The sequence below is a fragment of the Streptomyces sp. NBC_01478 genome (genome assembly GCF_036227225.1).
Taxonomy (GTDB): Bacteria; Actinomycetota; Actinomycetes; order Streptomycetales; family Streptomycetaceae; genus Streptomyces.
Genome location: NZ_CP109444.1, coordinates 9,014,516 through 9,039,616, shown reverse-complemented (window position 1 = coordinate 9,039,616; position 25,101 = coordinate 9,014,516). Strand labels below are relative to the sequence as shown.

At 72.6% G+C, this 25,101-nt stretch carries 20 protein-coding genes; 7 read left to right on the top strand and 13 right to left on the bottom strand.

Going from position 1 to position 25,101, the window contains the following annotated elements; translation table 11 throughout:
* Nucleotides 1-13 precede the first annotated feature (13 nt).
* Nucleotides 14-964, bottom strand: coding sequence for a carbohydrate ABC transporter permease (locus tag OG223_RS40490; RefSeq protein ID WP_329260019.1), 951 nt, complete (start codon nucleotides 962-964; stop codon nucleotides 14-16).
* 171 nt (nucleotides 965-1,135) lie between these two features.
* Here OG223_RS40490 and OG223_RS40485 point away from each other — a divergent pair, with 171 nt between their 5' ends.
* The gene (locus tag OG223_RS40485) at nucleotides 1,136-1,999 is read left to right on the top strand and encodes a phosphotransferase enzyme family protein (RefSeq protein ID WP_329260016.1); all 864 of its coding nucleotides are present in this window, start codon (nucleotides 1,136-1,138) and stop codon (nucleotides 1,997-1,999) included.
* Between the two features lie 144 nt (nucleotides 2,000-2,143).
* Here OG223_RS40485 and OG223_RS40480 read toward each other — a convergent pair whose 3' ends face one another.
* From OG223_RS40480 to OG223_RS40465, 4 genes are all read right to left on the bottom strand, one after another.
* Complete coding sequence (locus OG223_RS40480; protein ID WP_329260013.1) at nucleotides 2,144-2,866, bottom strand: 3'-5' exonuclease; 723 nt, start codon at nucleotides 2,864-2,866, stop codon at nucleotides 2,144-2,146.
* Between the two features lie 123 nt (nucleotides 2,867-2,989).
* Nucleotides 2,990-4,231 (bottom strand): SAV2148 family HEPN domain-containing protein, encoded by a 1,242-nt coding sequence (locus OG223_RS40475; RefSeq protein WP_329260011.1) that lies wholly within the window; start codon nucleotides 4,229-4,231, stop codon nucleotides 2,990-2,992.
* Between the two features lie 104 nt (nucleotides 4,232-4,335).
* Nucleotides 4,336-5,652 (bottom strand): copper amine oxidase, encoded by a 1,317-nt coding sequence (locus tag OG223_RS40470; RefSeq protein WP_329260008.1) that lies wholly within the window; start codon nucleotides 5,650-5,652, stop codon nucleotides 4,336-4,338.
* Between the two features lie 92 nt (nucleotides 5,653-5,744).
* A complete protein-coding gene (locus OG223_RS40465) occupies nucleotides 5,745-6,554 on the bottom strand; it encodes a Tat pathway signal sequence domain protein (protein WP_329260005.1) in 810 nt (269 codons plus the stop codon).
* Nucleotides 6,555-6,751: 197 nt separating this feature from the next.
* Between OG223_RS40465 and glgX the strand changes: the two genes are divergently transcribed.
* Complete coding sequence (glgX, locus tag OG223_RS40460; protein WP_329260002.1) at nucleotides 6,752-8,869, top strand: glycogen debranching protein GlgX; 2,118 nt, start codon at nucleotides 6,752-6,754, stop codon at nucleotides 8,867-8,869.
* 83 nt (nucleotides 8,870-8,952) lie between these two features.
* Nucleotides 8,953-11,301, top strand: coding sequence for a malto-oligosyltrehalose synthase (gene treY / locus OG223_RS40455; protein ID WP_329259999.1), 2,349 nt, complete (start codon nucleotides 8,953-8,955; stop codon nucleotides 11,299-11,301).
* Here the strand turns inward: treY and OG223_RS40450 are convergent.
* Nucleotides 11,298-12,464 carry a cytochrome P450 gene (locus OG223_RS40450; RefSeq protein WP_329259996.1) on the bottom strand — a complete coding sequence of 389 codons (1,167 nt, stop codon included), beginning with the start codon at nucleotides 12,462-12,464 and terminating at the stop codon, nucleotides 11,298-11,300. The two genes, treY and OG223_RS40450, sit on opposite strands and share 4 nt — an antisense overlap.
* Before the next feature lie 441 nt (nucleotides 12,465-12,905).
* Between OG223_RS40450 and OG223_RS40445 the strand changes: the two genes are divergently transcribed.
* On the top strand, nucleotides 12,906-14,198 hold the full coding sequence (locus OG223_RS40445; protein ID WP_329259993.1) for a M14 family zinc carboxypeptidase: 1,293 nt from the start codon (nucleotides 12,906-12,908) through the stop codon (nucleotides 14,196-14,198).
* Nucleotides 14,199-14,219: 21 nt separating this feature from the next.
* Here the strand turns inward: OG223_RS40445 and OG223_RS40440 are convergent, their stop codons facing one another.
* The 3 genes from OG223_RS40440 to OG223_RS40430 all read right to left on the bottom strand — a co-directional run bounded on the left by OG223_RS40440 (nucleotide 14,220) and on the right by OG223_RS40430 (nucleotide 16,859).
* Nucleotides 14,220-14,672, bottom strand: coding sequence for an SSI family serine proteinase inhibitor (locus OG223_RS40440; protein ID WP_329259990.1), 453 nt, complete (start codon nucleotides 14,670-14,672; stop codon nucleotides 14,220-14,222).
* Nucleotides 14,669-16,123, bottom strand: a complete 1,455-nt coding sequence (locus OG223_RS40435; RefSeq protein WP_329259987.1) for a M14 family zinc carboxypeptidase — start codon at nucleotides 16,121-16,123, stop codon at nucleotides 14,669-14,671. Before OG223_RS40435 ends, OG223_RS40440 begins: the two co-directional genes overlap by 4 nt.
* Nucleotides 16,124-16,307: 184 nt before the next feature.
* Nucleotides 16,308-16,859 (bottom strand): DUF1707 and FHA domain-containing protein, encoded by a 552-nt coding sequence (locus tag OG223_RS40430; RefSeq protein ID WP_329259984.1) that lies wholly within the window; start codon nucleotides 16,857-16,859, stop codon nucleotides 16,308-16,310.
* 173 nt (nucleotides 16,860-17,032) lie between these two features.
* Between OG223_RS40430 and treZ the strand changes: the two genes are divergently transcribed.
* A complete protein-coding gene (gene treZ, locus OG223_RS40425) occupies nucleotides 17,033-18,781 on the top strand; it encodes a malto-oligosyltrehalose trehalohydrolase (RefSeq protein ID WP_329259981.1) in 1,749 nt (582 codons plus the stop codon).
* A 23-nt stretch (nucleotides 18,782-18,804) separates the two neighbouring features.
* Here the strand turns inward: treZ and OG223_RS40420 are convergent, their stop codons facing one another.
* The 4 genes from OG223_RS40420 to OG223_RS40405 form a co-directional block, all read right to left on the bottom strand.
* Complete coding sequence (locus tag OG223_RS40420; RefSeq protein ID WP_329259978.1) at nucleotides 18,805-19,746, bottom strand: aminoglycoside phosphotransferase family protein; 942 nt, start codon at nucleotides 19,744-19,746, stop codon at nucleotides 18,805-18,807.
* 54 nt (nucleotides 19,747-19,800) lie between these two features.
* Nucleotides 19,801-20,928, bottom strand: a complete 1,128-nt coding sequence (locus tag OG223_RS40415) for an aminopeptidase P family protein (RefSeq protein WP_329259975.1) — start codon at nucleotides 20,926-20,928, stop codon at nucleotides 19,801-19,803.
* A gap of 135 nt (nucleotides 20,929-21,063) precedes the next feature.
* Nucleotides 21,064-21,648 (bottom strand): PDZ domain-containing protein, encoded by a 585-nt coding sequence (locus tag OG223_RS40410; RefSeq protein WP_329259972.1) that lies wholly within the window; start codon nucleotides 21,646-21,648, stop codon nucleotides 21,064-21,066.
* A 122-nt stretch (nucleotides 21,649-21,770) separates the two neighbouring features.
* Entirely contained in the window at nucleotides 21,771-22,649 is an 879-nt protein-coding gene (locus OG223_RS40405) for a LysR family transcriptional regulator (protein ID WP_329259969.1), read from the bottom strand.
* Nucleotides 22,650-22,745: 96 nt separating this feature from the next.
* Here OG223_RS40405 and OG223_RS40400 point away from each other — a divergent pair, with 96 nt between their 5' ends.
* Both OG223_RS40400 and OG223_RS40395 read left to right on the top strand, forming a co-directional pair.
* Nucleotides 22,746-23,489, top strand: coding sequence for a CTP synthase C-terminal region-related (seleno)protein (locus tag OG223_RS40400; RefSeq protein ID WP_329259966.1), 744 nt, complete (start codon nucleotides 22,746-22,748; stop codon nucleotides 23,487-23,489).
* Between the two features lie 74 nt (nucleotides 23,490-23,563).
* Nucleotides 23,564-25,096, top strand: a complete 1,533-nt coding sequence (locus OG223_RS40395; RefSeq protein WP_329259964.1) for a hypothetical protein — start codon at nucleotides 23,564-23,566, stop codon at nucleotides 25,094-25,096.
* The last annotated feature ends 5 nt before the right edge of the window (nucleotides 25,097-25,101 follow it).

Genomic DNA, 25,101 nt, shown 5'->3' with positions numbered 1-25,101 from the left:
GTGCTGCTGGTCCTCACGCGTCGTCTCCTCCCCGAAGTCGGCCTACGAGGAAGACGGCGAGGAGCACCGAGATCACCGCGACCATCACGCATCCCATCGCCGCCGCGTACCCGAACTGGCCGTAGCGGAAGGCCTCTTCGTAGGCGAAGAGCATCGGCAGCCGGGTGCGGCCGCCGGGTCCGCCGCCGGTCAGGACGTAGACCAGGGCGAACGAGTTGAAGTTCCAGATCAGGTTGAGCGCCGTGATCGCCAGCGCCACCGGTCTGAGGGCGGGCCAGGTCACCGTGCGGAAGCGGCGCCAGGCTCCGGCGCCGTCGACGGCCGCCGCCTCGTGGAGTTCGCGCGGGGTGTTCTGCAGCCCGGCGAGCAGGGCGACCGTCGTCTGGGGCATGCCCGCCCACACGCCGACGACGATCACGGCGGGCAGTGCGGTGCTCAGGCTGCTGAGCCAGTCGCGGCCGTCGCCGAGGCCGAGGTCGTGCAGGGTCTCGTTGAGGATGCCCGCGTCCGGGTTGTAGACGATCCGCCACATGATGCCGACGACGACCTCGGGCATCGCCCACGGGACGATCGCCAGCGCCCGGGCGAGCCATCTCAGCCGTAGGTCCTGGTTGAGGAGAAGGGCCAGACCGAGGGCGAGCAGGAACTGGGGGACCGTGACCCCGACCGCCCACACCAGGCCGATCCGGAACGACTCCCAGAACAGGCTGTCGTGCAGCAGGTCGCGGAAGTTGAGGCCGCCGATCCACTGGGTGGGCGCGGTGCGGCCCGACTGGGAGTCGGTGAAGGCGAGCAGGACGCCGTAGAGGAGGGGGCCGACGCTGAGCACGAGGATCGGGATCAGCGCGGGTAACACCAGGAACCAGGCCGCGTGGTCGGAACCGCGCCGCGGCCGGCTTCGGCTGGGCGCGCGGCTCGGTGGCCTCCGCGCCTCCGTCGCCGGTACCCCCGTCACCGATGTCATGGAATCAGCCCCTTTGCACGGCCCGGTCGGGCCCCGTCATGGTCGTGAACGCCCGGTAACTCGTCAAGGCACCTCGCATGCCGTCCCACCTGTGCGAATGCGACACTGGCCGTCGGATGGCGGGAACCCGACGCCGTACGCACACGCACAGGGATCACTCGGAGGCGGACGATGGACGAGGCACGGGCCCGGGACGTACTGGCCGCGGCGGACGTACTGCCCGGCGCGGCACGGGACGCGCGACTCCTCGCCCTCGGCGAGAACGCGGTGTTCGCCGCCGGTGACCTGGTCGTCAAGGTGGGCCGCGACGCCGAACTCCTCGACCGCGCCCGGCGCGAGCTGGATATCGCGCTGTGGCTGGCCGGGGCGGGCGTGCCGGCGGTGCGGGCCGCCGACCCGAAGCCGCGACTGGTCGAGGGCCATCCGGTGACCGTGTGGCACCGACTGGCCGATTCCGTACGCCCGGCCGACGCCCGGGATTTGGCCGAACTGCTACGCCTCGTCCACGCCCTCCCCTCCCCCTCCTTCGACCTCCCGCCCCGTGAGCTGCTGGGCGGGGTGGAGCGCTGGCTGCGGCTCGCCGGCGACGCGATCGACCCGGCGGACGCGGCGTATCTGCGGGAGCGGCGGGACGGTTTCGCGGCTGCCGCCGCCGCGCTCACGCCGCACCTGCCGCCCGGTCCGATCCATGGCGATGCGCTGCCCCGCAATGTGCATGTCGGGCCGGACGGGCCGGTCCTGGTCGACCTGGAGACCTTCTCCGCGGATCTCCGCGAGCACGACCTGGTGGTGATGGCCCTCTCGCGCGACCGGTATGCCTTCCCGGCCCGGGCCTACGACTCGTTCACCGAGGCGTACGGGTGGGACGTGCGCGAGTGGGCGGGCTGCGGGGTGCTCCGCGGTGCTCGGGAGACGGCTAGCTGCGCCTGGGTCGCCCAGCATGCGCCGAGCAATCCCGAGGCGCTTGTCGAGTTCCGGCGCCGGGTGGCGTCTTTGCGGGACGGGGACGAGACGGTGCGGTGGTTTCCGTTCTGAGCGCCTGGTGAACGGGGGGCTTGGGTGTTCGGGCGACCGCGGGTCCGTTGTGGCTGGTCGCGCCCACGCGGCGGAGCCGCATGTCGATACAGCCCCGCGCCCCTTCGGGGCGCTTCCCCTTGGGGCGCTTTCGGAGCCGCCGGCTCAGACCGTCTCGTCCTCCAGTTCGCGCAGTGGCCATGTGCCGTCGATCACCGCGTCCTGGTCGCCCTTGCGGCGGAGGAAGCTCTGGAAGTCGGCGGCCCATTCCGCGTACCACTCGATCTGGCGGCGGTGCAGTTCGGCGGGGCCCAGGGCCGCGACCTTGGGGTGGCGGTCGGCTATCGCGCCGGCCAGTCGGGCGGCGGCGAGGGCGTCGGCCGAGGCGTCGTGCGCGGCGTCGAGGACCACGCCGTACTCCTGGCAGACCGCTTCGAGGTTGCGCTTGCCGCGGCGGTAGCGGTCGACGGAACGGTCGATCGTGTACGGGTCGATGACGGGGGCGGGGTCGGTGCCGCCCAGGCGGTCGCGCAGGGACGGCAGTCCGTGCCGGCGCAGCTCGGCGGAGAGCAGGGTGAGGTCGAAGGCCGCGTTGTAGGCGACGACGGGGACGCCCGTCTTCCAGTACGTCACGAGGACGTCGGCGATCGACTCGGCGACCTGGTCGGCCGGGCGGCCCTCGGTCGTGGCCCGTTCGTTCGTGATGCCGTGCACCGCGACGGCGTCCGCCGGGATCTCCACGCCCGGATCGGCCAGCCACTCCCGGCGGCCTATCGGCCGTCCGCCCCTGACCTCGATGACCGCGCCCGTGACGATGCGCGCCTCGCGCGGCTCCGTCCCCGTAGTCTCCAGGTCGAAGCCGATGAGCAGCTCCTGGTGCCAGGCCATGACGGCCCCCCTTCTCGGTGGTGCTTTCCCCCAGTGGTCTCCACGATCGCATGAGCCACTGACAATCCGATGACCGCGTTCCGCTTACCGCCGGAGCGGGCCTCGGTCCCGGCCCGGGACAGGTCAGGACACCGGTCGCGAATCCGCCCACATCTGCTCGAACTCATCGCGGTAGGTGGGGAAAAGTGCGCTGTCATCCATTTCGTCCGACTTGACGAGTCGGCTGCCGTTCCGCAGCACCAGCACCGGTGCCTCCATGCCGCGGCTGCGGCGCAGATAGGACTGCACGACGGCTATGCCGTCCGTGCCGTCGCCGTCGACGAGGTACGCGGTGAAGCGGGGCGTCTCGTCGAAGACCTGGATCTCGAAGGCCGCCGGGTCGCGCAGCCGGGACCGCACCCGCCGCATGTGCAGGATGTTCATCTCGACGGCGCGACTCAACTCGCCCCGTTTGATGCCGAGTTCACGCTCGCGGCGCTTCACCGCGCTGGAGGCGGGGTTGAGGAAGAGCAGCCGTGCCCGGCAGCCCGACTCGGCGAGGCGGACCAGCCGGCGGCCGGAGAAGTTCTGCACGAGCAGGTTGAGGCCGATGCCGATCGCGTCGACCCGGCGGGCCCCGCCGAAGATGTCCTCGGCCGGGAACTGCCGCATCAGCCGCACCCGGTCGGGGTGTACGGCGACCACGTCCGCGAACCGGTCGCCGATCAGCTCCTCGACCGCGTCCACGGGCAGCCGGCGCGCCGAGGGCACGTCGCTGCCGGCGCCGAGGGTCTCCAGGAGTTTCGCGGAGGCCCGCTCGGCCTGGTTGAGGACGGCCTCGGACAGGGCGCGGTTGCGGGAGACGACGTTGCGGGTCACTTCCAGTTCGTCCAGGGCGAGTTCGACGTCGCGCCGCTCGTCGATGTACGGCTCGAAGCACGGCCAGTGCTGCACCATCAGCTCACGCAACTGCGGCAGGGTCAGGAAGCTGATGACGTTGTCGTCGGCCGGGTCGAGCAAGTAGCCCTTGCGGCGGCTGACTTCGCGTACGGCGACCGCGCGCTGCACCCACTCCTGGCCGGCCGGACCGGCCGCGGCGACCACCCACTCGTCGCCGTGGACGGGTTCGTAGATGGGACGCAGGACGGCCGCTACGACGGCGCGCAGCCGCTGCTCGACCAGGTTCAGCCAGATGTAGGCGCGGCCGGCTCGCTGGGCGCGCGTACGCACCTCGCGCCAGGCGTCGGCGTCCCAGTCCAGCTCCGGACCGATGGAACCAGCCGCGTCCATCGGACGTGCCAGGGACACCGCGCCGGGCGGGACTTCTGCGGAGTTCCCCTCGTGACCCTCGTCACCAGGGGGCAACTCCAGCCCTCCCGAGCCCACCCGTGCACCGCCTTCCGCTCCCCCGAGCTCTCCCCAGTCTCAACGATCAAGGAAGGGTACTCCGGGACCGGTCGGCGGTGCAGCCGGATGGACAGGGTCGTTTCTCAACTTCCGCCGAGCACATTGCCGTTCTGGTTCGCGAGCGCGGCCGGAGTGAGCGGATTCATGGCGGTGACGTCGCGCGGGGCGATCGAGAATCCCTGCCAGTGGACCGGCATCGGCTGCTGGTCCTCGTCACGGGCGATGTGGTGGAAACCGACGTTCACCCAGACCACGGGGTGCGTGAGGGTCTGGCCGTTGACCCACTTGTCGACCTGCTTCGGGTGCCCCGCACCGCAGTTGGGCAGGTTGTCGCTGGCGAACTGCTCGCACTTGTTGTACTCGGTGAAGTACACGTCGTGCGTGGTGAAACTACGGCCCGGGTACTTGGTGGTGGTGCCGGGGACTATCTCGTAGGACCGGGCGTGGTTGTCCTTGTTCTTGCCGGTCGCGCTGACCACGCGCCACCAGCGCATGTTCTTTGCGTCGCCCGCGAGTTCCTTGGTGACCTTGGTCAACGTGGTCTTGTTCGTGGGCGTGTTGGCGCCGCGCGGGGTGACCTTGGAGTCGTACTGCTCGATCCGGCCCTTGGAGGAGCCGTCGAGGGCGAAGTCCAACTTCCAGAAGACGTCGTGCTGGTGGCTCGTCGCGTACGCCTTGGCGCCCTTGCCGAGCGGCCAGCCGCGGCCGTCGCCCGCGTCGTAGTCGTAGGGCGAAAGGCTGCCGGTGGCACCGACGTTCATGTTGATGGTGCCGTCGTCCTGGAAGCGCCACTCGGTGATGTACTCGTACCAGCCGACCTGGTTGACCGTGTAGACGAGGAAGTCCTTGCCCTGGGTCTGGTAGACCTTGTTGGCGCTGTCGCCCTGCATGCGGAAGGCGTGGCCGCGTGAACGGGTCGTCGTGCAGAGGCCCTTGACGTTCGGGTGGGCCGGGTCGGGGGCGTCGGGGACCTTGACGGTCTTGATGGTGCCGCCGGGGCACTCGCCGGGCGCCATGTTCATCAGGCCCGTGCCGAAGCCGTACTGGGTGAGGTCGCTGTACTCGTTCTTGCCGTCGTCGTACGGGACATGGATCTGGGCGAGCTTCGCGTCGGCGAGCACCTTGATGGGCGTTGCCTGGCCGGGCGGCTGGTAGGAGATGTTCTCCAGGACGAGGCCGGCCTCGCGCTCGTAGTGCCAGCACATCCGCCAGGTGGTGCCGGTGGAGAGCTTCTGCTCGATGGTGTAGGCGGCGCTGCAGCCCGGCGCCGCGGCGGCCGGGGCGGCCTTCGGCTGGGCCACGGCCGGGCCCGCGCCGGCCGTAGCACCGGCGGCCAGGGTGGCGAGGGCGAGCCCGACGGCCCCCCGCCTGCGGGCACGGCTGATTCTGTTGACGCGCATGAAGAAGTGACTCCCTTACAGGAGAAGCAAGTTGGGACAGTGGACGAAGGAGTGCGCGATCCGCGTGGGTCGGTGCGGACGGGGCGATCGGCTCAGCCGGTGAGCTTGCCGACCTTGCGGGCGCTCAGGTCGATGACGAAGTCACGGGCGTCGATCCACGGCCCGTTCTTGACCTTCGGGAACAGCCGCACGCACCGGTGTTCGCCGCACTGGTCGAGGACGCCGGACTGCCGTCCCGGAGTGGCCTTGTAGACCATGGCGGTCAGCAACAACTGGTCCGGTGAGGTGAGTTCGTTGCCGGTGGCGTCCTTGTAGTCGGCCTTCAGGCCCGCGCCCAGCGGGTCGGCGAGCAGCAGCTCGGCCGCTTCGACGTTCTCGGCGTGACTCGCCGGCGGCTGCACTCCGTGCTGGGTGCCGGTCTGCTCGACCTTGCCGGTGTCGAGGTTGACGGTCTTGGTGACGACCGTGTCGTCCTTGTAGTCGTAGAACGTCACGTCCGCGCGGCGCGGCGCGTCCGGGTTGTCCAGCTCACCGGCCTCGGGGGCGGCGAGCTGGACCTCGAGGCGCTGCGGTCCGCGCTTCCCGTCCACGTTCTCACTGGAGTTGAGGAACTGCTGGTTCACCGCGATCTGCTCGACGCGCTTGGTCTCGTCGTCGGTGAGCGGGTCGCGGCCCTTGCCCTTCTCGCCCTCGGCCGGGGCCTGTTGCACCACACCGGGTGCCGCGCCCAGTCCGTCCGCGGCCTGCTGCTGTGTGGACCCGGCGGCCTTGCCGGTGCCCCCCGACTCGTCGGCCCCCGCCGTGCCCGGCAGGGTGACGGCGACCATCACGGCGGTCCCGGCCACCGCTATGGCCGTACCCGCCACCACTTTGCCCAGGTGGCGGTGCACTGTCCTTCGCACATTTCCCCCTACTCCCCCTGGGCCCTTCCCCGGACCGTCGGGAGCGGTTTCTGTCCACTTGATTCGGCATACGGCATACGTCGTATCCACTGGTCATTTGGTAAGAGGGATGTAAGTCATAGGTGGTTCCCTCACTTTCGGGGAGACTCATGGCCAAGGCGCCCCGGTGGCGGGGCCCGGCTGAAAGAGTCGTGACCATGCAGGTCTGGCCTGGAGAGGCGTATCCACTCGGTGCCACGTACGACGGCGCCGGCACCAACTTCGCGGTCTTCACGGAGGCCGCGGACCGAGTAGAGCTGTGTCTGCTGCACGACGACGGCTCGGAGACGGCGGTGGAGCTGCGCGAGAGCGACGCGTTCGTGCGGCACGCGTACGTGCCCGGCATCATGCCCGGACAGCGCTACGGCTTCCGCGCGCACGGCCCGTACGCCCCCGAGCGCGGCCAGCGGTGCAACTCCGCGAAGCTGCTGCTCGACCCGTACGCGAAGGCGGTCAGCGGATCGATCACCTGGGGCGAGGAGGTGTACGGCTACCACTTCGACGCGCCCGACAAGCGCAACGACCTGGACTCGGCCCCGCACACGATGTCGTCGGTCGTGGTCAACCCGTACTTCGACTGGGGCGACGACCGGCGGCCCCGGCGCGGCTACCACGAGACGGTGCTCTACGAGGCCCACGTCAAGGGTCTGACGATGCTGCACCCGGGGCTGCCGGACGAGCTGCGCGGCACGTACGCGGCGCTCGCGCATCCGGCGGTGATCGAGCACCTGGTGGAGCTGGGGGTGACCGCCCTGGAGCTGATGCCGGTGCACCAGTTCGTGAACGACCACCGGCTGGTCGACATGGGGCTGAACAACTACTGGGGCTACAACACGATCGGTTTCTTCGCCCCGCACAACGCGTACGCCTCCTGGGGCGACCGCGGCCAGCAGGTCCTGGAGTTCAAGTCGGCGGTACGGGCGCTGCACGAGGCCGGTATCGAGGTCATCCTGGACGTCGTCTACAACCACACCGCCGAGGGCAACCACCTGGGGCCGACGCTGTCCTTCAGGGGCCTCGACAACCCCTCGTACTACCGGCTGACGGAGGACCCCCGCTACTACATGGACACCACGGGGACGGGCAATTCGCTGCTCATGCGGTCCCCGCACGTGCTCCAACTGATCATGGACTCGCTGCGCTACTGGGTCACCGAGATGCACGTCGACGGGTTCCGTTTCGACCTGGCGGCCACCCTGGCCCGGCAATTCCACGAGGTGGACCGGCTGTCGTCGTTCTTCGACCTCGTCCAGCAGGACCCGGTGGTCTCCCAGGTGAAGCTGATCGCGGAGCCCTGGGACGTCGGCGAGGGCGGCTACCAGGTGGGCAACTTCCCGCCGCTGTGGACCGAGTGGAACGGCAAGTACCGCGACACCGTGCGGGACATGTGGCGGGGCGAGGGCCGCGCGCTCGCGGAGTTCGCGTCCCGGCTGACCGGCTCCTCCGACCTCTACCAGGACGACGGCCGTCGCCCCCTGGCCTCCATCAACTTCGTGACCTGCCACGACGGGTTCACGCTGAACGACCTGGTGTCGTACAACGACAAGTACAACCAGGCCAACGGCGAGGACAACCGCGACGGTGAGAGCCACAACCGGTCCTGGAACTGCGGTGCCGAGGGCGACACCGACGACTCGGCCGTCCTGGAGCTGCGCGCACGCCAGATGCGCAACTTCGTGGCCACGCTGATGCTGTCCCAGGGTGTGCCGATGGTCAGCCACGGGGACGAGTTCGCGCGCACCCAGCACGGCAACAACAACGCGTACTGCCAGGACAGCGAGCTGGCCTGGGTGGAGTGGCCCGAGGAGGGCGCCGAGTCGTCGCAGTTGCTGGCCTTCACGCGCGCGTTGGTGTGGCTGCGCAAGGAGCATCCCGTGTTCCGGCGCCGGCGCTTCTTCCACGGGCGGCCCGTGGAGGGCACCCACGACGAGCTGTCGGACATCGCCTGGTTCACCCCGGAGGGCAAGGAGATGACCCAGCGGGACTGGGACTCGGCGCAGGCGTCCGCGCTGTCGGTGTTCCTCAACGGCAACGCCATCTCGGAGCCCGGTCAGCGCGGGGAGCGGATCGGCGACGACTCCTTCCTGATGATGTTCAACGCCTCCCCCCAGACGCTGGACTTCGTGGTGCCGGTCAATCACGGCCGCCAGTGGGAGGTGATCATCGACACGGGCCGCGCCGAAGGGGTGCCGTCGGGCACGGGCGCGAAGGTGAAGGCCGGGGACCGGCTGACCCTGGTGGACCGCAGCATGACGGTGCTGCAACGGCCCACCTAGGCGGACGCCCCCGTCGGCCGGTCGGTGGACCGGATGCGGGGGTCGATGACACGAAAGACGGCCGGGCGGGTACGTAGGTCTGCATGACACCTGAGCGACCCGACCCGGCAGTGCCCACGGCCACCTACCGGCTGCAGTTGCAGCCCGAGTTCCCGTTCGCGGCGGCGGCGTCGGCCGTGCCGTACCTGGCGTCGCTCGGCGTCTCGCATCTGCATCTGTCGCCGGTCCTGGAGTCGGTGCCGGGTTCGACGCACGGCTACGACATCGTCGACCACGCGCGCGTACGGGGCGAACTGGGCGGCGAGGAGGGCCTGCGGGCCCTCTCGCGCACCGCGCGGGAGCACGGTCTCGGTCTCGTGGTGGACATCGTGCCGAACCACATGGCCATGGCCCCGCGCCACAACCACGCCCTGTGGGAGGTCCTCCGGGAGGGCCCCAAGTCGCCGTACGCGCGCTGGTTCGACATCGACTGGGAGGCGCAGGGCGGGCAGGTGCTGCTGCCGGTGCTGGGCGGTCCGGTCGGCGCGGAGATCGCCGCGCTGGAGGTCGACGGTGACGTCCTGCGCTACTACGACCATGTGTTCCCGCTGCGCGAGGGCACCGGGGAGCTGCCGTTGCCGCGGCTCCTGAACGCGCAGTGGTACCGGCCGGTGTGGTGGCGGCTGGCCCGTACCGAGCTGAACTACCGGCGCTTCTTCAGCATCTCGGAGCTGATCGGGGTGCGTGTGGAGGATCCGGAGGTCTTCGACGCGACGCACGCGACGATGCTGCGACTGCTGGACGAGGGTGTCGTCGACGGACTGCGCGTCGACCACCCCGACGGTCTCGCCGACCCCGACGACTACCTCAGGCGGCTGCACGAGGCGACCGGGGGCCGCTGGACGGTCGTGGAGAAGATCCTCGCGGACGGGGAGCACCTGCCGGCGTCCTGGCCCGTCGCGGGCACCACCGGCTACGACGCCCTACGGCAGGTCGACGGGCTGTTCACGGACCCGGCGGGCGCGGGTGAACTCCTGGGCCAGTACCGGAGGTTCGCGGCCCCGCAGACGGACCGGGGCGGGCACTGGGAGGCGACGGTACGGCGGGCCGCGTACAAGGTGCTCACGCACGAACTGGTCGCCGAGATGGACCGGCTGACCCGGGTGGCGGCACGCGTGTGTGCCACGTCCCCGGAGCCCGCGCTGCGTGACCGGGCCCCCTGGGCGCTGCGGACCGCGCTGCTGGAGCTGCTGGTCCGCCTGGAGGTCTACCGGCCGTACACCTCGGGGGACACCGCCGCCGTCGTCACCGAGGAGGCGGCGGCCGAGGCCCGGCAGGCGTTCGTCGTCGCCGAGGAGGCGGGCGCCGTGGACGTCGTACGGGAGCTGTTGCTGGGGCGGTACGGGGACGGGCCCGAGCAGGTCGAGTTCCGGACCCGGTTCGCGCAGACCGCGTCCGCGCTGCGGGCCAAGTCCGTGGAGGACACGGCCTTCTACCGCTATGTGCCGCTGCTGTCGGCGACCGAGGTGGGCGGGAACCCGGGCGATCCGGCCGTGTCCCCGGAGGACTTCCACGCGTACTGCGCGCGCGTGCAGCGCGACTGGCCCGCCATGGGCACCGTCCTGTCGACCCACGACACCAAGCGCAGTGCCGATGTACGGGCCGCGCTGACGGTGCTCACCGAGGTGCCGGAGCGCTGGGCGGACGTGCTGGCCGACGTGACCCGCACCGGTGCGGGAGTCCCGGACGCGCAACTGGCGTGGGCAGCCTGGCAGACGGTGTTCGGGCTGGGCCCCGCGGACCCGGAGCGGGTCCAGGAGGCGCTGCTGAAGCATGTGCGCGAGGCGGGCCTCTACACGAGCTGGACGGAGCAGGAGCCGCCGTACGAGGAGGCGGTGGCGGCGTTCGTCGCGGCGGGCCCGTGCGGGGCGCCGGGCGAGCACGTGGCCGCGTTGCGGACGGCACTGGAGCCGCACATCCGGGCGAACACGCTGGGCGCCGCCCTGGTCCAGTTGACGATGCCGGGCGTACCGGACCTCTATCAGGGCACGGAGGCCGAGTACCTGGCCCTGGTGGATCCCGACAACCGCCGCCCGGTGCCGTTCCCGCCGCCGCACCCCGGCGACAAGGGCGCGCTGACGGCCGCCGCGCTGCGGCTGCGCGCCCGGCGGCCCGAGGTCTTCGGCGACGCGGCGACGTACACCCCGCTGACCGCGGAGGGGCCGGCGGCGGCGCACTGTGTGGCGTTCGCGCGCTCGGGGAGCGCGGTCACGGCGGTGACCCGGCTGTCGGCGCGGCTCGCGGAGGCGGGCGGCTGGCGGGACACGCTGCTGTCGCTGCCGCCGGGCCGTTGGGCCGATGTGCTGGCTCCGGAGCGGGAGTTCACGGGGCACGCACGCGTGGCGGAGCTTTTCGGGAGACTGCCGGTCGTGCTGCTGGACCGTGCGGACTAGGTGCGCACCTTGAGGGTCCGGGGCGAACGGTGGACGAGGTCGTCGGGCATGTGCCGGGCGCCCTGTATGCGGCGCAGGCCCGGCAGGGCGGTCAGGAGTGCTCGCAGGCCGTGTTCGGCCGTGAGACGGGCGATCAGAGCCTCGGGGGCGAGCGGGGCGGGGTCGGGGCGGAACGCGTCGTAGCGGTCGGGGTCGGTGAAGCGTTCCGGGTCGCGGCCCGCGGCGCCGAGGAGGCAGGCGACGGTGGCTCCGGCGGGGATCGCGCCGAGGGGTTCGACGGCCCGGCGCAGCACGATGTGCAGCGGCGGATCGCGGCGCAGGGACTCCGCCCAGGCGCCCGCCGTGAGCTCGGGCCGGGCCCGGAGCACGGTCAACTGGCCCGGATGATCCAGGAGATTGGCGAGGAACGACGCGAGCGCCCGCGCGGTGGTCCCGCCCGCCGCGCCGAGCAGCGTGCCCACCAGTCCCGTGACGGTCTCGTCCGGCAGCGGGCCGTCGTCGGTCCGCGCGGCGCACAGGACGGACAGCAGGTCACCGCCCGGGTGGGCGCGCCGCCGGGCCGTCAACGGGCGCAGGAAGGCGCCCAGTTCGGGCCCCACGCCCCCGGAGCGGCCGAGTCCCGCCCGGTACCAGCGGTGCACGCGCGCGGTCTCCTCGTACGGCAGCCCGAGCGCGGCCACGGCCGTGGCGGTGGGCAGCCAGTCGCAGAACTCGGCCACCAGGTCGGCCTCTTCACGGGCGGCCAGCCGACGGGCGAGGACGTGGGCGCCGCGTTCGACGGCGGCGGTCAGGGCGGCCAGCGCGGGCCCGCGCAGCGCCCGGCCGAGGAACGGGTCGGCCTCGGGTGCGGCCGGGGTCCCGTCGCCGGGCAGGGGGACGAGCCGCGGGTCGGCGAGCGCGGCGCGGACGTCGTCGTAGCGGCTGATGAGCCAGGCGCCGAAGGGCTCGTCGTACACGAGGGGGTGGTGCGTGCGGAGGGTGCGGTAGAGCGGGTACGGGTCCGGTACGGCCGTGAGCAGGCTCGGTGGCCCCGGTGGACGGGCCGGGGTGCCCGCGGTCCGCGTGCCGAGCACGTCCGTGAGACACAGCACCGCCGTCCGCTCCCGTGGTCGTCGCTCCGCCGCACACCGGGGAAGGGTGGCGCGGCCGGTCGTCCGCGCCATGCGCACACGCGGCTGCCCCCAAGCCGACCACCGCACCGCGCGGGCCGCAGCCCTCGTACGGCCGTACGGGTGAGGCCGGCGGTCCGTGGTCCTCCGGCGTACGCGGTCCGCCGCACGCCGTGGGACGGTCCCGGCCACCGGCTCGCACCCGCGTACGGGCCCGGGGTGCGGGCCGGACGGCGGGCGTGCGGTGACGCGGTGCCGCGTCGGTGTTCTCGATGCGGGAGTACGCGCGCGTGGCACGACGGGGAGTCACCGGCAGCGAGCGCCGACGCCCGCGAAACCTCCTGGAAAACCCTGGCCCCCTGCTGGCAGCAACTCCCTTACCGGCTGCCGGTAAATGCGCCTGGGCGCCCCCGGTAGCCTCCCCCGTGGTCGCCTTGACAGTTCACAGAGGCCGTGGGGTACTGCGGTTGCGAAGCCGGGGCTGACTAATCGGGGGTGAGTCTCCTGCCGGAGTTGCGATACCCCAGTGTGACCGAACTGGTCTCGTCCGCAAGGGCGTTGGCCGCGCACAGGCCGGCCCTGTGCAGTCTGAGGCAGGTGGGCGTCTCCCGCGCGGGCAGACCACTTCACCTGCTGTCCGTGGGGCACGCCCAGCGCGCGGTACTGGTGGTCGCGGGCGCCCACGCCAACGAGCCGACCGGCGGCTCCACGCTCCTCTCCCTCGCCGAACGGGTTGTAGGGGAAAGGGAGTTGAGGTGGGACACCGCCTGGCACTTCCTGCTCTGCGCGGACCCGGACGGGGCGAGTCTGCATGTCACGCCGGCGCCGCGCAGTCTGCTCGACTACCACCTGGGGTTCTACCGTCCGGCCGGGCCCGAGCAGCCGGAGTGGTCGCCCTCCGTGCTGCCGCCCGATCGACTGCCTCCGGAGACCCGCGCGTTGACCCGGGTGATCGACGAGGTGCGGCCCTACCTCCAGGTGACCCTGCACGGCACCGATCTGGGCGGCAGTTGGGTGCAGTTGACGAAGGACATACCGGGGCTGGCCGAGCCGTTCGCCAAGTCGGCGGCCGAGCTGCGCATCCCGGTGGAGACGGGCGCCTCGGACGCGGCGGGCTGGCCCGCTTCGGGGCCCGGGGTGCATGTGATGCCGGCGCCCGGTTCGGACGCGGCGTACCCGAGCATGCCGGACGACGCCCGGCACAGCACCTGGTACCACGCCCATCGGTACGGCGGTCTGACCGCGGTCGTGGAGGTGCCGATGTGGGCCAGCGACCTGGTGGACGACCCGGCACCGCATCCCGCCCCGGCGGCGGCGATACGGCGGCTGGCGCGAAGGCTGTTGCGGGACACGCGGGAGGTGGAGCGGGTGCTCGCCGAGGCGCTGCCGCGGCTCCAGGGCGTCGACGGGCCGCTGCTGCGGGCCGCGAGGTGGGCGCTGGACCTGGTGCCGGGCCTGGCCGCGGACTGGATGCACACGCCGCCGGCCGACACGACGATGGCGTACGTCGGCAGTGTGGACGCGTTCGGCCGCCGGTTGCCGTTGCGGGCGGCGGCGATGCTGCTGCGGGTCCTGCGGGAGACCGACGACCGTGCGGCGCCCCTGCTCGAGCACCTCGTGGTGTCCTGGAGCGACGCCTTCGCGGAACGCTTCCGCGCCCGCTGGGTGCCCCTGGAACACCAGGTCGAGCATCAGTCCCGCACGGTCGTGGCGGCGGCGCTGTACGCGCGCGAGCAGGCGGGCGGGGTCGGGGACGTCCCACGCGCGCGTGCCCAGCGCTCGGCGTGACGCCGCCGTCGCGCCCGCGCCTCAGGTGTCGAGCGCGAAGACCTCTCCCGTGCGGGCCGCCATGACGCACGCGTTCGAGAACGTCCTCGCGTACTCGACCGGGCGGCCCTTCCACTCCCCGTGCGCGCGGGCGGTCACCGGGGCGTAGATCATCGGGCAGATCATGCCCACGGCCGGGACGGCGTCGATGTCACCGCCCGCCGCGCCCAGTTGGGCACAGGCCTCGGCCGCGTGCGCGTGCCCCTGGGGCGGGTCGCACAGGAGGAGGGTCCCGCGCGTGTCACTGGACCGGTCGTCCCCGCGGGTGACGGTGAGGTAGAGCCAGTCGCCCCGGACGCCGTGCGGGGGCGCGGCCGCCCGGGCCGGTGCCTGACCGGCGGCGAGGAGCACGACCGCGGCGAGCAGGGCACCTCGGAGCGCGGTCGCCCTCACGGAGTACGGCTTGAAGGTGTACGGCTTGATCGAGTACGTCATTCCCGGTGCATCGGCACCACGGTCTCCGTACCCCAGCCCGGCTCACCCGAACGAGAGCGCACGGGCGCGTGCCGCCGGGCCAGTTCGAACGCGCTGAGCACCACGCGCGACTGGTACTCGACCTGGCGTGCGACCGAGATCCAGCGCGCCCCGCAGTTGTCGCGGTAGTCGGCGCACCACTCGTCGATCAGCCGGTCCAACTCCGGCAGCACACCGGCCTGATCGCGCCCGGAGGCGACCACGAGCTGGTACAGCAGCCCCGCCGTCCGCAGCGCCAGCCGCCGCCCCGCGATGCGCAGGGCGGCCAGATGAGCGGCGTTGAGCGGCGGCAGCGGACGGGCGGCGCCGGTGTCGACATCGGGGTCCCACGCGTCGGCGAGCCCGGGACACACCAGTAAATAGTCGTCGACCGGCGCGAGCAGCCGTGCCGCCTCGGAGACGACGAGCGTCCGGGGGCGGATGTCGCCGGCGGGCCGCGGCCAGGCGTCCCGCAGCCCGACGCCCGTCCCCGCCTGCGGCTCGGCCCCGCCTTGCACGTACGGCCGTATCCGCGCGAGGAGTTGTTCCAGGACGCGGGTGTCGGCGCGCAGGGTGTGACTCACGGTGCGGAGGAACGCGTCCGCGTCGGTGGGGGGTTGGCCGTCCTCGACGCCGGCCACGCCCCACATCGGTGCCTCCACGACCGCGGTGACCGTGCCGTGCCGGTGCGGGTGGTACCAGGTCGACTCGACGGCAGCCTCGGTGATGGCCGCGGCGAGGTCGCCCGGGCGCGGGGGCGGGATGCGGTAGACGGCGGGGCCGAGGCTCGGCCAGTACAGGGTGTCGTAGGGCCCGAGTTCGCGCGGGATGCCGAGGCGGGCCGCGGTGTGGGCGACGCGTCGGGCGAGGCCCGGGAGGTCGCGGGTCAGTTCCACGAAGCCGCCGCCGACGTCGACTCCGTGCAGGGAGCACTGGAGGAACGGCCGGAGTTCGTCCTGGACCTCCAACAGGGCGCGCGTCTCCGGGAGTCGGGCCCCGGCCGCGCCGTCCGGCAGCCACTCGGGCTGTTCCAGGAAGCCGGGCCGGAAGAAGTTCCGGAAGTACCGGCCGAGGCTGTACGGGCCGTTCAGCCAGCCCTCGTTGCGGCGCGAGCCGTCGGGGTCGAGGCACAGGAGCAGGTTCCAGGTGGCGTCGGCGTCCTCGCTCAACCGGGGGTCGGCGAGGGCCCGTTCGGCCAGCCGCAGCACCGTCGCGCCGCCCACGGGTTCGTTGGCGTGCGGTCCGGCGACCACGAGGGCCTGGCGGCTGCCGTGGCCCACGGAGAGCAGCCACAGGGGCGTACCGGCGCGGGAGGTCCCGACGCGGCGCAGCCGGGCGTCCTGGGGGCGGCGGGCGACGAGCGCGGCGGCCTGGGCGCCCAACTCGTCGACGGACGGGTAGCGGAGGAGTGGCGGCAGGGCACACCTCCACAATCGTGGTGCCGTCGGTTCACCTGGTGTGCATGGTGTACACACAGTCAGTCACGGTGCGCGGGGTACGTCAACACCGCCGTACGGAAAGGGATTTGACACATGCCCGTGGTCGCCACATCGGGTAATGCCCAGGCCAGAGGTGAGGTGGGGCTGTGTTCGGGCGACGGCCGGAACGGGTCCGGGCTCAGGTGACGGCGAGCCGGAACGCCATCCGTCCGAAGCCGATCTGATCGCCCTCGCGGACGACGGCCGCCCCGATCACCCGGCGGCCGTTGACCGTCGTGCCGTTGGTCGAACCGAGGTCGCGCAGCACCCACATGCCGCCCTGGCGGATGAGTTCGGCGTGCACCCGGGACACCGTCTCGTGGGTCAGGCGCAGCCCGTTGGCGGGGTCGCGGCCGATACGCAGCGGATGTCCGTTGCCCGGGTGCGGCAGCAGCAGCTTCGGGAGCCGCTCGGCCTGCCAGGCCCTGCGCAGCCGTACCGTGAACCCTGAGACGGCCTCCACGGTGCCGAACAGGACGCGCGAGAGACGGCTCTCGGTGGGCAGGTCGGCGGTGAGCGGCACGAGTTCCTCGGACCGGCGGGCGGCGAGCGCCAGTTCCATGCGCCGGATGAACGTGTCGTGGGAGAGCCGTCCCATGGCGACGCCGTCATGGAGAACCTTGAGCGCCTTGTCGCGCTCCGCGTCGGACAACCGCGCGGGGTACGTGTGGAACTCGAAGGACGACGTCACGCTCGTGATTGTCGGGCAGTGAACCCCGGGTGTCCAGAAGACGCGGAAATGGCCCGCACGCGCGCGAAGATGACGACACCTGCGCCAAAGGGGTCGATTCAAAAGCGGATTGATCTCGTTTGACGCACGATGGACGGGCTACATCCCGGTGAGCAGACGAAGGGGAACCGTCCGTGCAGTTCGAGGTGTGGGCACCACAGGCAGACCGAGTGACGCTCCATTGCGAGGGCACCACGCGCGCGTTGGAGCGCGATCCCGAGCGCGCGGGGTGGTGGAGCGGGGAGGCGGAAGCGGGCGACGGCACACGGTACGGGTTCGCGGTGGACGACGGCCCGCCCCGGCCCGACCCGCGCTCGCGCCGGCAACCGGACGGCCCGGACGGGCTGAGCGCGGTCGTCGACCACGAGGCATACGCGTGGCGCAGCGCCGCGTGGCCCGGGCGCCCGCTGCCGGGCGCGGTCCTCTACGAGCTGCACGTCGGCACGTACACACCCGAGGGCACCCTGGACGCGGCCGCCGACCGGCTCGGACACCTTGCCGAACTGGGCGTCACACACGTCGAGTTGCTGCCCCTGTGTCCGTTCCCCGGCCGGCACGGCTGGGGCTACGAGGGCGTCTCGCTGTGGGCCGTGCACGAGCCCTACGGCGGCCCCGAGGGACTCAAGCGGTTCGTGGACCGGGCCCATGAACTGGGCCTGGGGGTCGTGCTCGACGTGGTGCACAACCACCTCGGCCCGTCCGGGAACTACCTGCCCGCGTTCGGCCCCTACTTCACGGACACGCACCAGACCCCCTGGGGCAGCGCCGTGAACCTGGACGCGCCAGGCTCGGACGAGGTGCGCGCCTTCCTGCTGGGCAGCGCGCTGGCGTGGCTGCGCGAGTACCGGATCGACGGGCTGCGGCTGGACGCGGTGCACGCGCTGTGGGACACGCGCGCGTGTCACTTCCTGGAGGAACTGTCCGCCGCCGTCGACGCGTTGGCCGCCGAGACCGGCCGGCCGCTGTTCCTGGTCGCCGAGTCCGACCTGAACGACCCGCGTATGGTGACCCCCCGCGCGGAGGGCGGTCTCGGGCTGCACGCGCAGTGGAACGACGACTTCCACCACGCCCTGCACACCGCGCTGACCGGTGAATCGCAGGGCTACTACGCGGACTTCGCGCGGGCCCCGCTCGCGGCGATCGCCAAGACGCTGACCGGGGGCTACTTCCACGACGGCACCTATTCCAGCTTCCGGGACCGCCACCACGGCCGGCGGCTGGACCGCACGCGCGTGGCCGCGCACCGGCTGCTGGGCTACAGCCAGACGCACGACCAGATCGGCAACCGCGCCCAGGGGGACCGCCTTTCGGCGTCCCTCTCCCCCGGCCTGCTGGCCTGCGCCGCCGCGCTCACACTGACCGGACCCTTCACCCCGATGCTGTTCATGGGCGAGGAGTGGGCGGCGGGCACGCCCTGGCAGTTCTTCACCGACCACACCGACCCGGACCTCGCGGAGGCCGTACGGCGGGGCAGGCGGCGGGAGTTCACGTCACACGGCTGGGCCGAGGAGGACGTACCCGACCCCCAGGACCCGGCGACCCGCGACCGCTCCTGCCTCAACTGGTCGGAACCGGAGAGCGAGCCCCACGCGCGCGTGCTGGCCTGGTACCGCCGGCTCATCGCGCTGCGGCACGAAGAGCCCGACCTCACCGATCCCGACCTCACCGACACGAAGGTGGCCTACGACGAGGACGCCCGCTGGCTCGCGCTGCGGCGCGGCGACGTACGCGTCGCGGTGAACCTCGGCAAGGAACCGGCCGCGATCCCCCTGGGCACCCGCCCGGCGGAGATCCTGGCCGCGTGGGAGCCGGTGGAGGCGCCGGGGGCGGACGGGCTGCTGCGGGTGCCCGGGGAGTCGTGCGTGGTGCTGGCGCAGGCGTAAACGCTTACGCATACGTTTACGCGCTACAACTCCCCGTCCCCGCCCCGCAGTTCCGTCACCCGTTCCAGCAGGATCGCCTCCCAGGTGCGCCGGAGTTGGGCTCTCAGGAGGGGGAGAGGGCCGGTGTCGCGGCCCTTGAGGTGGTCGGCGAGACGGACGACCGTGTCGCAGCGGGCGAGCCAGAGGCCGCGCAGGCAGGGGCGGGCGCCGTAGCCGGCGAGGGTGGCGGCGCGTACGGCGGCGGGGGAACCGACGGCCAGGGCGAGCCCGGCGATGTCCTCGGCGGGGTCGCCGAGGGTCGCGTCGGTCCAGTCCAGGACACCGCGCACCCGGCCGTCGGCGCTCACCACGAGGTGCTCGCCCTTGAGGCCGTGGTGGACGAGGACCGCCGTGGCGGACTGCGCGGCGAGCTGGATCGCGCCGGGCTGGGTGAGCTGGTGGAGACGCCCGGCGTCGAACTCGTCGGCGGCGGCGAGCCGTTCGGCGGCCTGCTCGGCGGCGAGGCGCAGCGTCTCCAGGGAGCGCGGGGCGGTGCGCGGGATCCCGAGCGACTCGGCCTGCCGGGCGGGCACCTCGCGCAGCCCGGTGAGCAGCCCGGCCAGGTCGGCCTCGCCGACGGCGGAGACGTCCTGGTCCTCGCCCGAACGGCCGGGGAGCTTCGTGTCCAGCGTGTAGGTGAGCCCGGGCGCCCACTCGCCGTGCGCCACACTCGCCGGAACCGCGACGGGCAGATACGGCCGTACGAGGTCGCGCAGGCGCAGTTCGCGGCGTTGGCGCAGGGCGGCCGGACGGTTCGGGGCGAGGCGCAGCACATGGCGGGAGCCGACCCACCACGTGGCGTGCTCGCCGCCCTCGGTGACGGGCCGGATCTCGGGTCCGCCGCCGTCGGCCGTACCGCCGTCCTCCAGCAGGGAACGGACCAGTCGGCGGACGGTGTCCGCGGTGGGTGTCGGTGCCTGGGTCATGGGTCGCGCCGTCGCCGTTCGGGGTGTCGGGGGCTCCTGGTCGTTTGGTCGTCGTCAGTCCACCAGGGCCATCTCGCGGGCCGTGGTGTTGAGCCGGCGCCCGCCGTCCCGGGTCACCGTGACGATGTCCTCGATGCGCACCCCGAAGCGGCCGGGCAGATAGATGCCGGGCTCCACGGAGAAGCACATCCCGGGCACGAGGGGCTGTTCCTCGCCCTCGATCATGTACGGCGGCTCGTGGGTGGTGACGCCGATGCCGTGGCCGGTGCGGTGGATGAAGTAGGGGCCGTATCCGGCGTCGTCGATGACCGCGCGGGCGGCCCGGTCGACCTCCTGGCAGGCGACTCCGGGACGCACCGCGCGGACACCGGCCTCCTGGGCCTCGCGGACGAGGTCGTGGACGCGCTGTTCCTCGTCGCTGGGGTCGCCGACGTGGACCGTGCGCGAGGTGTCGGAGCCGTAGCCGTCCTTCAGACCGCCGAAGTCGAGGACGACCATGTCGCCCTGCTGGATGACACGGTCACCGACCTCGTGGTGCGGGTTGGCTCCGTTGGGGCCCGAGGCGACGATCGTGAAGTCGACCTGGGAGTGCCCGAACTGCCGTAGCAGATCGGCGAGATCGGCGCCGACGTCGGACTCGCGGCGGCCGGCGAAGGGAACCTTCCGGATCTCTTCGTACGTTGCGTCGGCGGCCGCTCCGGCGGCCGCCATGAGGTCCAGTTCCGCCGTGTCCTTCACCGCGCGCAGCATCGGCAGGGCGTCGGTGAGGGAGGCGTAGGTGGTGTCGGGCAGTGTCTTCTGGAGTCCGAGCAGGTGCATGGACCAGGCGTTGTCGCTGATGCCGAAGCGGCCGGTGGCGTCGAGGAGGGCGGCGGTGGCGGCGTAGGGGTCCTTGCCGTCGGTCCAGTCGCGCAGGGTGAGGGAGTCGGCGCCGGGCGCCTTGGCCGCGTCGGGGGCCTCCAGGGTGGGGACGACGAGGACCGGGGCGCGGCCGGGGGCCAGGACGAGGACGGTGAGCCGTTCGGTGATCGCGGTGGGCGCGTAGCCGGTGAGCCACACCAGGTCCGGGCCCGGAGCCACCAGGAGCCCCGCGAGACCGGCGTCGGCGGCGGCCCGGGCGGCGCGGTCCATGCGGGCCCGGTAGTCGGCGGCGTTGAAGGGCGCGGGCGTGCTACCGGTCATTCAGGCCTCCGAGGACGGGCGAGACGGACGGCAGGGGTCTACGGTCAGCATCCTGCCCGCACCCGGGGGGCCACGCGAGCCGATCGACGGGAACGGCACGCTTCCGGCTCGTACGCCCGACGGCTCGCGCGCGTGTCAGACGACGAACCCGGGCACCACCGTGAACTGCTGGAAGCCGCCGCTGTGGTGGCGCACCGTGATGGTGACCTCGTCCCCGGGGTGGGCACGCGCGACCGCGCGCGCGAGGTCGGCCGCCGAGTCGACACGGGTGCCGCCGAACGTGAGCAGGACGTCGCCGCGGATCAGGCCGGCCGTGTAGCCGGGGCCGGGCAGGTGGACGCCGACGATCAGGGCGCCGGCCTTGTCGGCGTCCACCGCCTCCACACCGAGCGTCGCGGCGGCGGACCTGGGTGACGGCGACGGCGACGGGTTCGCGGAGGCGGCAGGCCGGCCGGACGGGTCGGCCGCCGGCGTCGGCTGCCGGGCCGCCTGACGCTGCATCTCGGCGAGTCTGCTCATGCCGATCACCGTGGCGCCGACCGTGCCGAGTCCGACCCCCGTCAGGACCAGGACGGTCCCGACGAACACGCCGAACAGCAGGGTGACGAGCCGTCGGCCGCGACGCCGCGCGGCATGCGGGCGCCGGGCGGCGCCGGGCTTGGTGCCGCCGCCGGGTTCCTGACCGGGCATCGGCTTGGGACGCAACGCAGTCTGTTCCATGGATCGCCTCCGGCAGGTGCTCTACCCGGCGCACCGGCGCCCGACGTGCCACGAACGAGTGAGACTGACCGACGGTCAGGAGAGGGAACCCGGCCGCGCGTGCGGCACGCGCGCGTAGTGCCTCACTCCCGGTGCCGTTCCCGTTCCACCAGCTTCCCCACCAACCGAGCCGCCGCCCCGCGCGGCGCACCCCCGTACACAAGCTCCGTACGGTGCACGACCCGTGGTTCGGTGAGCGGGACGGCGACCGCGCCCGGTACCCCGGTGGCCGCCGAGCGGGGCAGCAGGGTCAGGCCGTGGCCTGCGGCGGCGAGCGCCGTGAGGACGCGGACGTCGGTGCCGTCGTAGCGGAGGGCGGGGCGGAAGGCGCCGCCGCCGTTCGCCGCGCGGAGCCGCGCGAGGGGCACGCCCGCGTCGGGGGCGTCGAGCCAGCGGGCGGCGGCGAGGTCACCGAGGCGCAGGGCGGGGCGGCCGGCCAGGGGATGTGTGTCGGGGAGCAGGACGCACACGGGTTCCTCGGCGACGCCGTGCGTGGTCAGCGGGGCCACGTCGGGCAGCCGTAGCGGGTCGTTGGGGGCCGCGATCCCGTCGACCAGGCCCAGGTCGGCGGTGCCGGTGGCCACGGCGGCCGGGATCTCGTCGCGGGCGAGCACCCGGAGGGCCACTCCCGCGCGCGGGAGGGCGGCCAGGACACGTGGTCCGAGCGCGGTCGGCGCGGTGGCTAGGGTCAGCCCGCGTTCGGGCGCGGCGGCCATCCGTACGACGTCCGCGCGGGCCGCGTCCAGGCGCAGCAGCAACGGGGCTGCATGTTCGAGGAGCCGTTCGCCGGCGGCCGTGGGCGTGACCGGGCGGCGGGTGAGCAGCGGGGCGCCGAGGTCCTGTTCCAGGGCGGCGATGTGCTGGGACACCGCGGACTGGGTGTAGCCGAGCTCGCGCGCGGCCTCCGAGAAGGAGGCGAGCCGGGCCACGGTGACGTACGTGCGCAGGAGATGCGGATCCATACCGGACAGGATGCCCGGCCTGCATCAGCTCTGCTTATCGAGGGTGCACGAATCATCGTTGGACGTGAACCTCGGCCCGCGCCCAGGATGAGGGACATGACGAACACCGCAGCTCGTACGGACCGGACCGCCCGTGTCGCCCTGGTCGGCGACCGCTCCTCCAACGTCGTCTCGCACACCCGTCTCCCGCTGATCCTGGACGCCCTCGCCGAACGCGACCGGCTCGTCCTCGACGCCTACTGGATCCCTTCCGAGGACGCCGAGGCCGAGGACGCGGTCCGCGGGTTCGACGCCGTGTGGGTGCTGCCGGGCAGTCCGTACCGCAGCGAGGCCGGCGTCCTGTCCGCGATCCGCACCGCGCGCGTGGAGGGCATTCCCTTCCTCGGCACCTGCGGCGGCTTCCAGCACGCGCTCCTGGAGTACGCCCGCGACGTGTGCGGGCTGACCCGGGTCGCGCACGCCGAGAACGACCCCGACGCCGAGGACCTCCTCATCGAACCGCTGGCCTGCTCGCTCGTCGGCCACGAGGCGGCGGTCACGATCGACGCGGGGTCGCTCGCCGAGTCGGTGATCGGCTCCGGGCACACGGTCGAGCGCTACTTCTGCTCCTACGGCCCGACCCGCCACCTCGACACCCTGCGCGCCCACGGGCTGCGCTTCTCCGGACACGACGAGGACGGACACGTCCGGATCGCCGAACTCCCCGGCCACCCCTTCTTCCTGGCCACCCTCTTCCAGCCCGAACTGTCCGGCGACGGCACCCGCCCGCACCCGGTGGTCCGCGCCCTGGCCCGGGCGGCGGTCGAGCACGCCGCACGGACCGAGACGCTGACCGCCTGACCGTCCAGTCGTCCGACCAGGGGTGTTCGCAGCGGCCCGGCTCGCTGTCAGTACCGCCTGTTACGTTCTGTGACATGACCGATCACGCCCTGCGGCTGCTCCAAGAGCACGCCCACCTGGCCGAACTGGCCGCGTTCCCCTTCGACTTCGACCTGCGCCGAGCACATCACGGCGAGGCGGTCCGGCTGGCCTCGGGCGGCCCGCTGCGGCCGGTCGCGGGCGACGACACGGGCGGTACGTACTTCGTGTGCGCGGACGGTTCCGTGCTGTACGCCGACTCCGAGGGCTCGGCCGGGATCATCGGCTCCAGTGTCGACGAAGCGCTGGAGCTGGTGATCGGTCTGCCCGGCTGGCGCGACCATCTGGACCTGTCCCCGTCCGACGGTCCGGAGAAGATCCTGGCGGCGGTCACGGAGACGGAGGACGAGTTCCGCGAGGACTACGGCCTCGACGAGGCGAGGCCTCAACTCCGCGCCGCTCTGGGCCTGTCCGAGCGCTCCCCCGTCGAGCTGATCGGCATGCTGCACACGGCCCTGCTGCGCACGGAGCCCGACTTCCTGCTCCTGAACGCGGAGGAGGGCGGCGCCTACGCCCTCCTCGACCGGCACCCCCGTCCCCCGCTGTGGGAGCCGGTGCTCGCCCAGGGGCGGGCGGATCTGGCGGCGCTGCGCGCGGGCGACCGTACGGCGTGGGACACGGTGGCCGGAGACCCCGTACGGCGTCGACTCGCCCTGCGGGCCGCGCAGTTCGACCGCGCGGACGGTGATCTGGAGCTGTTGCGGCATCTGCTGCGGCACGAGACGGAGTCGTCGATGACGGACGAACTGCGGCTCGCCGCCGTGCTGGTGGGGCTGCGCGGGCACGCCGAGGATCTGTCGTTGCTGCACGAGGTGCGGGAGACGGACTTCGACACCGCGTGCGGGCTGAGCGAGCTGCCGGGACCGGACACGGACGGAGCGGCCCTGCGGGAGTGGGCCCGGGAGCTGGACGAGTCGCTCTTCGGTACGGACCCCTCCGACGAACCCCCGTCCACCTGGACCGGGTTGGCGGCCGACCAGGGGTTCACCGAGTTGGCGCGGGCGGCCCTGATCCGCCGACTGGACGAGATCGAGATGGACCAGAGCCTGCTGCGGCTGCCGGGTGCCCCGAAGGCGCTGAACCCGTCTCCCCTGCGCACGCTGGCCCACGAGTTCGAGCAGGTGGGCGACCACGTCCAGGCGTTGCGCGCCCAGCGCCTCTACGCCGCCCTCCAGCAGACGGCGTGGGACCGCGTCTCGGCCCGGCTGACGCAGGCCCGCCTGGAGCGGGAGACCGGCCAACTGGCTGCGGCCGGAGGGACGTTGGCGACCCTCCGGGACACGCTGACCACCCCTGGGGACGAGTCGCTCCGGCACTGGCAGGGCGTGAACCTCGGCCGGTTCGTCGCCGAGGAGCACTACGCCCTGACCCGCGCGCTGGCCGACGCGAACCTCCCGGAGGAGGCCCAGGTGACCCTGGCCGCCGCCGACGCGATACTCGGCGAGCTCTCGGGCGCCGCCGCGACGGCCGTACGGGAGCTCGCCGAGGACGTGGCGGAGCGGGTCCGGGACCCCGGGGATCTCGGGTGACGGTC

What these genes read in the sequence shown, in the direction of transcription:
- OG223_RS40470 (WP_329260008.1), bottom strand. Translation starts at nt 5,652, where the DNA reads ATGCGCGTCAACAGAATCAGCCGTGCCCGCAGGCGGGGGGCCGTCGGG.
- OG223_RS40490 (WP_329260019.1), bottom strand. Translation starts at nt 964, where the DNA reads ATGACATCGGTGACGGGGGTACCGGCGACGGAGGCGCGGAGGCCACCG.
- OG223_RS40420 (WP_329259978.1), bottom strand. Translation starts at nt 19,746, where the DNA reads ATGACCCAGGCACCGACACCCACCGCGGACACCGTCCGCCGACTGGTC.
- OG223_RS40405 (WP_329259969.1), bottom strand. Translation starts at nt 22,649, where the DNA reads ATGGATCCGCATCTCCTGCGCACGTACGTCACCGTGGCCCGGCTCGCC.
- OG223_RS40415 (WP_329259975.1), bottom strand. Translation starts at nt 20,928, where the DNA reads ATGACCGGTAGCACGCCCGCGCCCTTCAACGCCGCCGACTACCGGGCC.
- OG223_RS40395 (WP_329259964.1), top strand. Translation starts at nt 23,564, where the DNA reads ATGACCGATCACGCCCTGCGGCTGCTCCAAGAGCACGCCCACCTGGCC.
- OG223_RS40440 (WP_329259990.1), bottom strand. Translation starts at nt 14,672, where the DNA reads ATGACGTACTCGATCAAGCCGTACACCTTCAAGCCGTACTCCGTGAGG.
- treY (WP_329259999.1), top strand. Translation starts at nt 8,953, where the DNA reads ATGACACCTGAGCGACCCGACCCGGCAGTGCCCACGGCCACCTACCGG.
- OG223_RS40400 (WP_329259966.1), top strand. Translation starts at nt 22,746, where the DNA reads ATGACGAACACCGCAGCTCGTACGGACCGGACCGCCCGTGTCGCCCTG.
- OG223_RS40410 (WP_329259972.1), bottom strand. Translation starts at nt 21,648, where the DNA reads ATGGAACAGACTGCGTTGCGTCCCAAGCCGATGCCCGGTCAGGAACCC.
- OG223_RS40480 (WP_329260013.1), bottom strand. Translation starts at nt 2,866, where the DNA reads ATGGCCTGGCACCAGGAGCTGCTCATCGGCTTCGACCTGGAGACTACG.
- glgX (WP_329260002.1), top strand. Translation starts at nt 6,752, where the DNA reads ATGCAGGTCTGGCCTGGAGAGGCGTATCCACTCGGTGCCACGTACGAC.
- OG223_RS40485 (WP_329260016.1), top strand. Translation starts at nt 1,136, where the DNA reads ATGGACGAGGCACGGGCCCGGGACGTACTGGCCGCGGCGGACGTACTG.
- OG223_RS40450 (WP_329259996.1), bottom strand. Translation starts at nt 12,464, where the DNA reads ATGGCGCGGACGACCGGCCGCGCCACCCTTCCCCGGTGTGCGGCGGAG.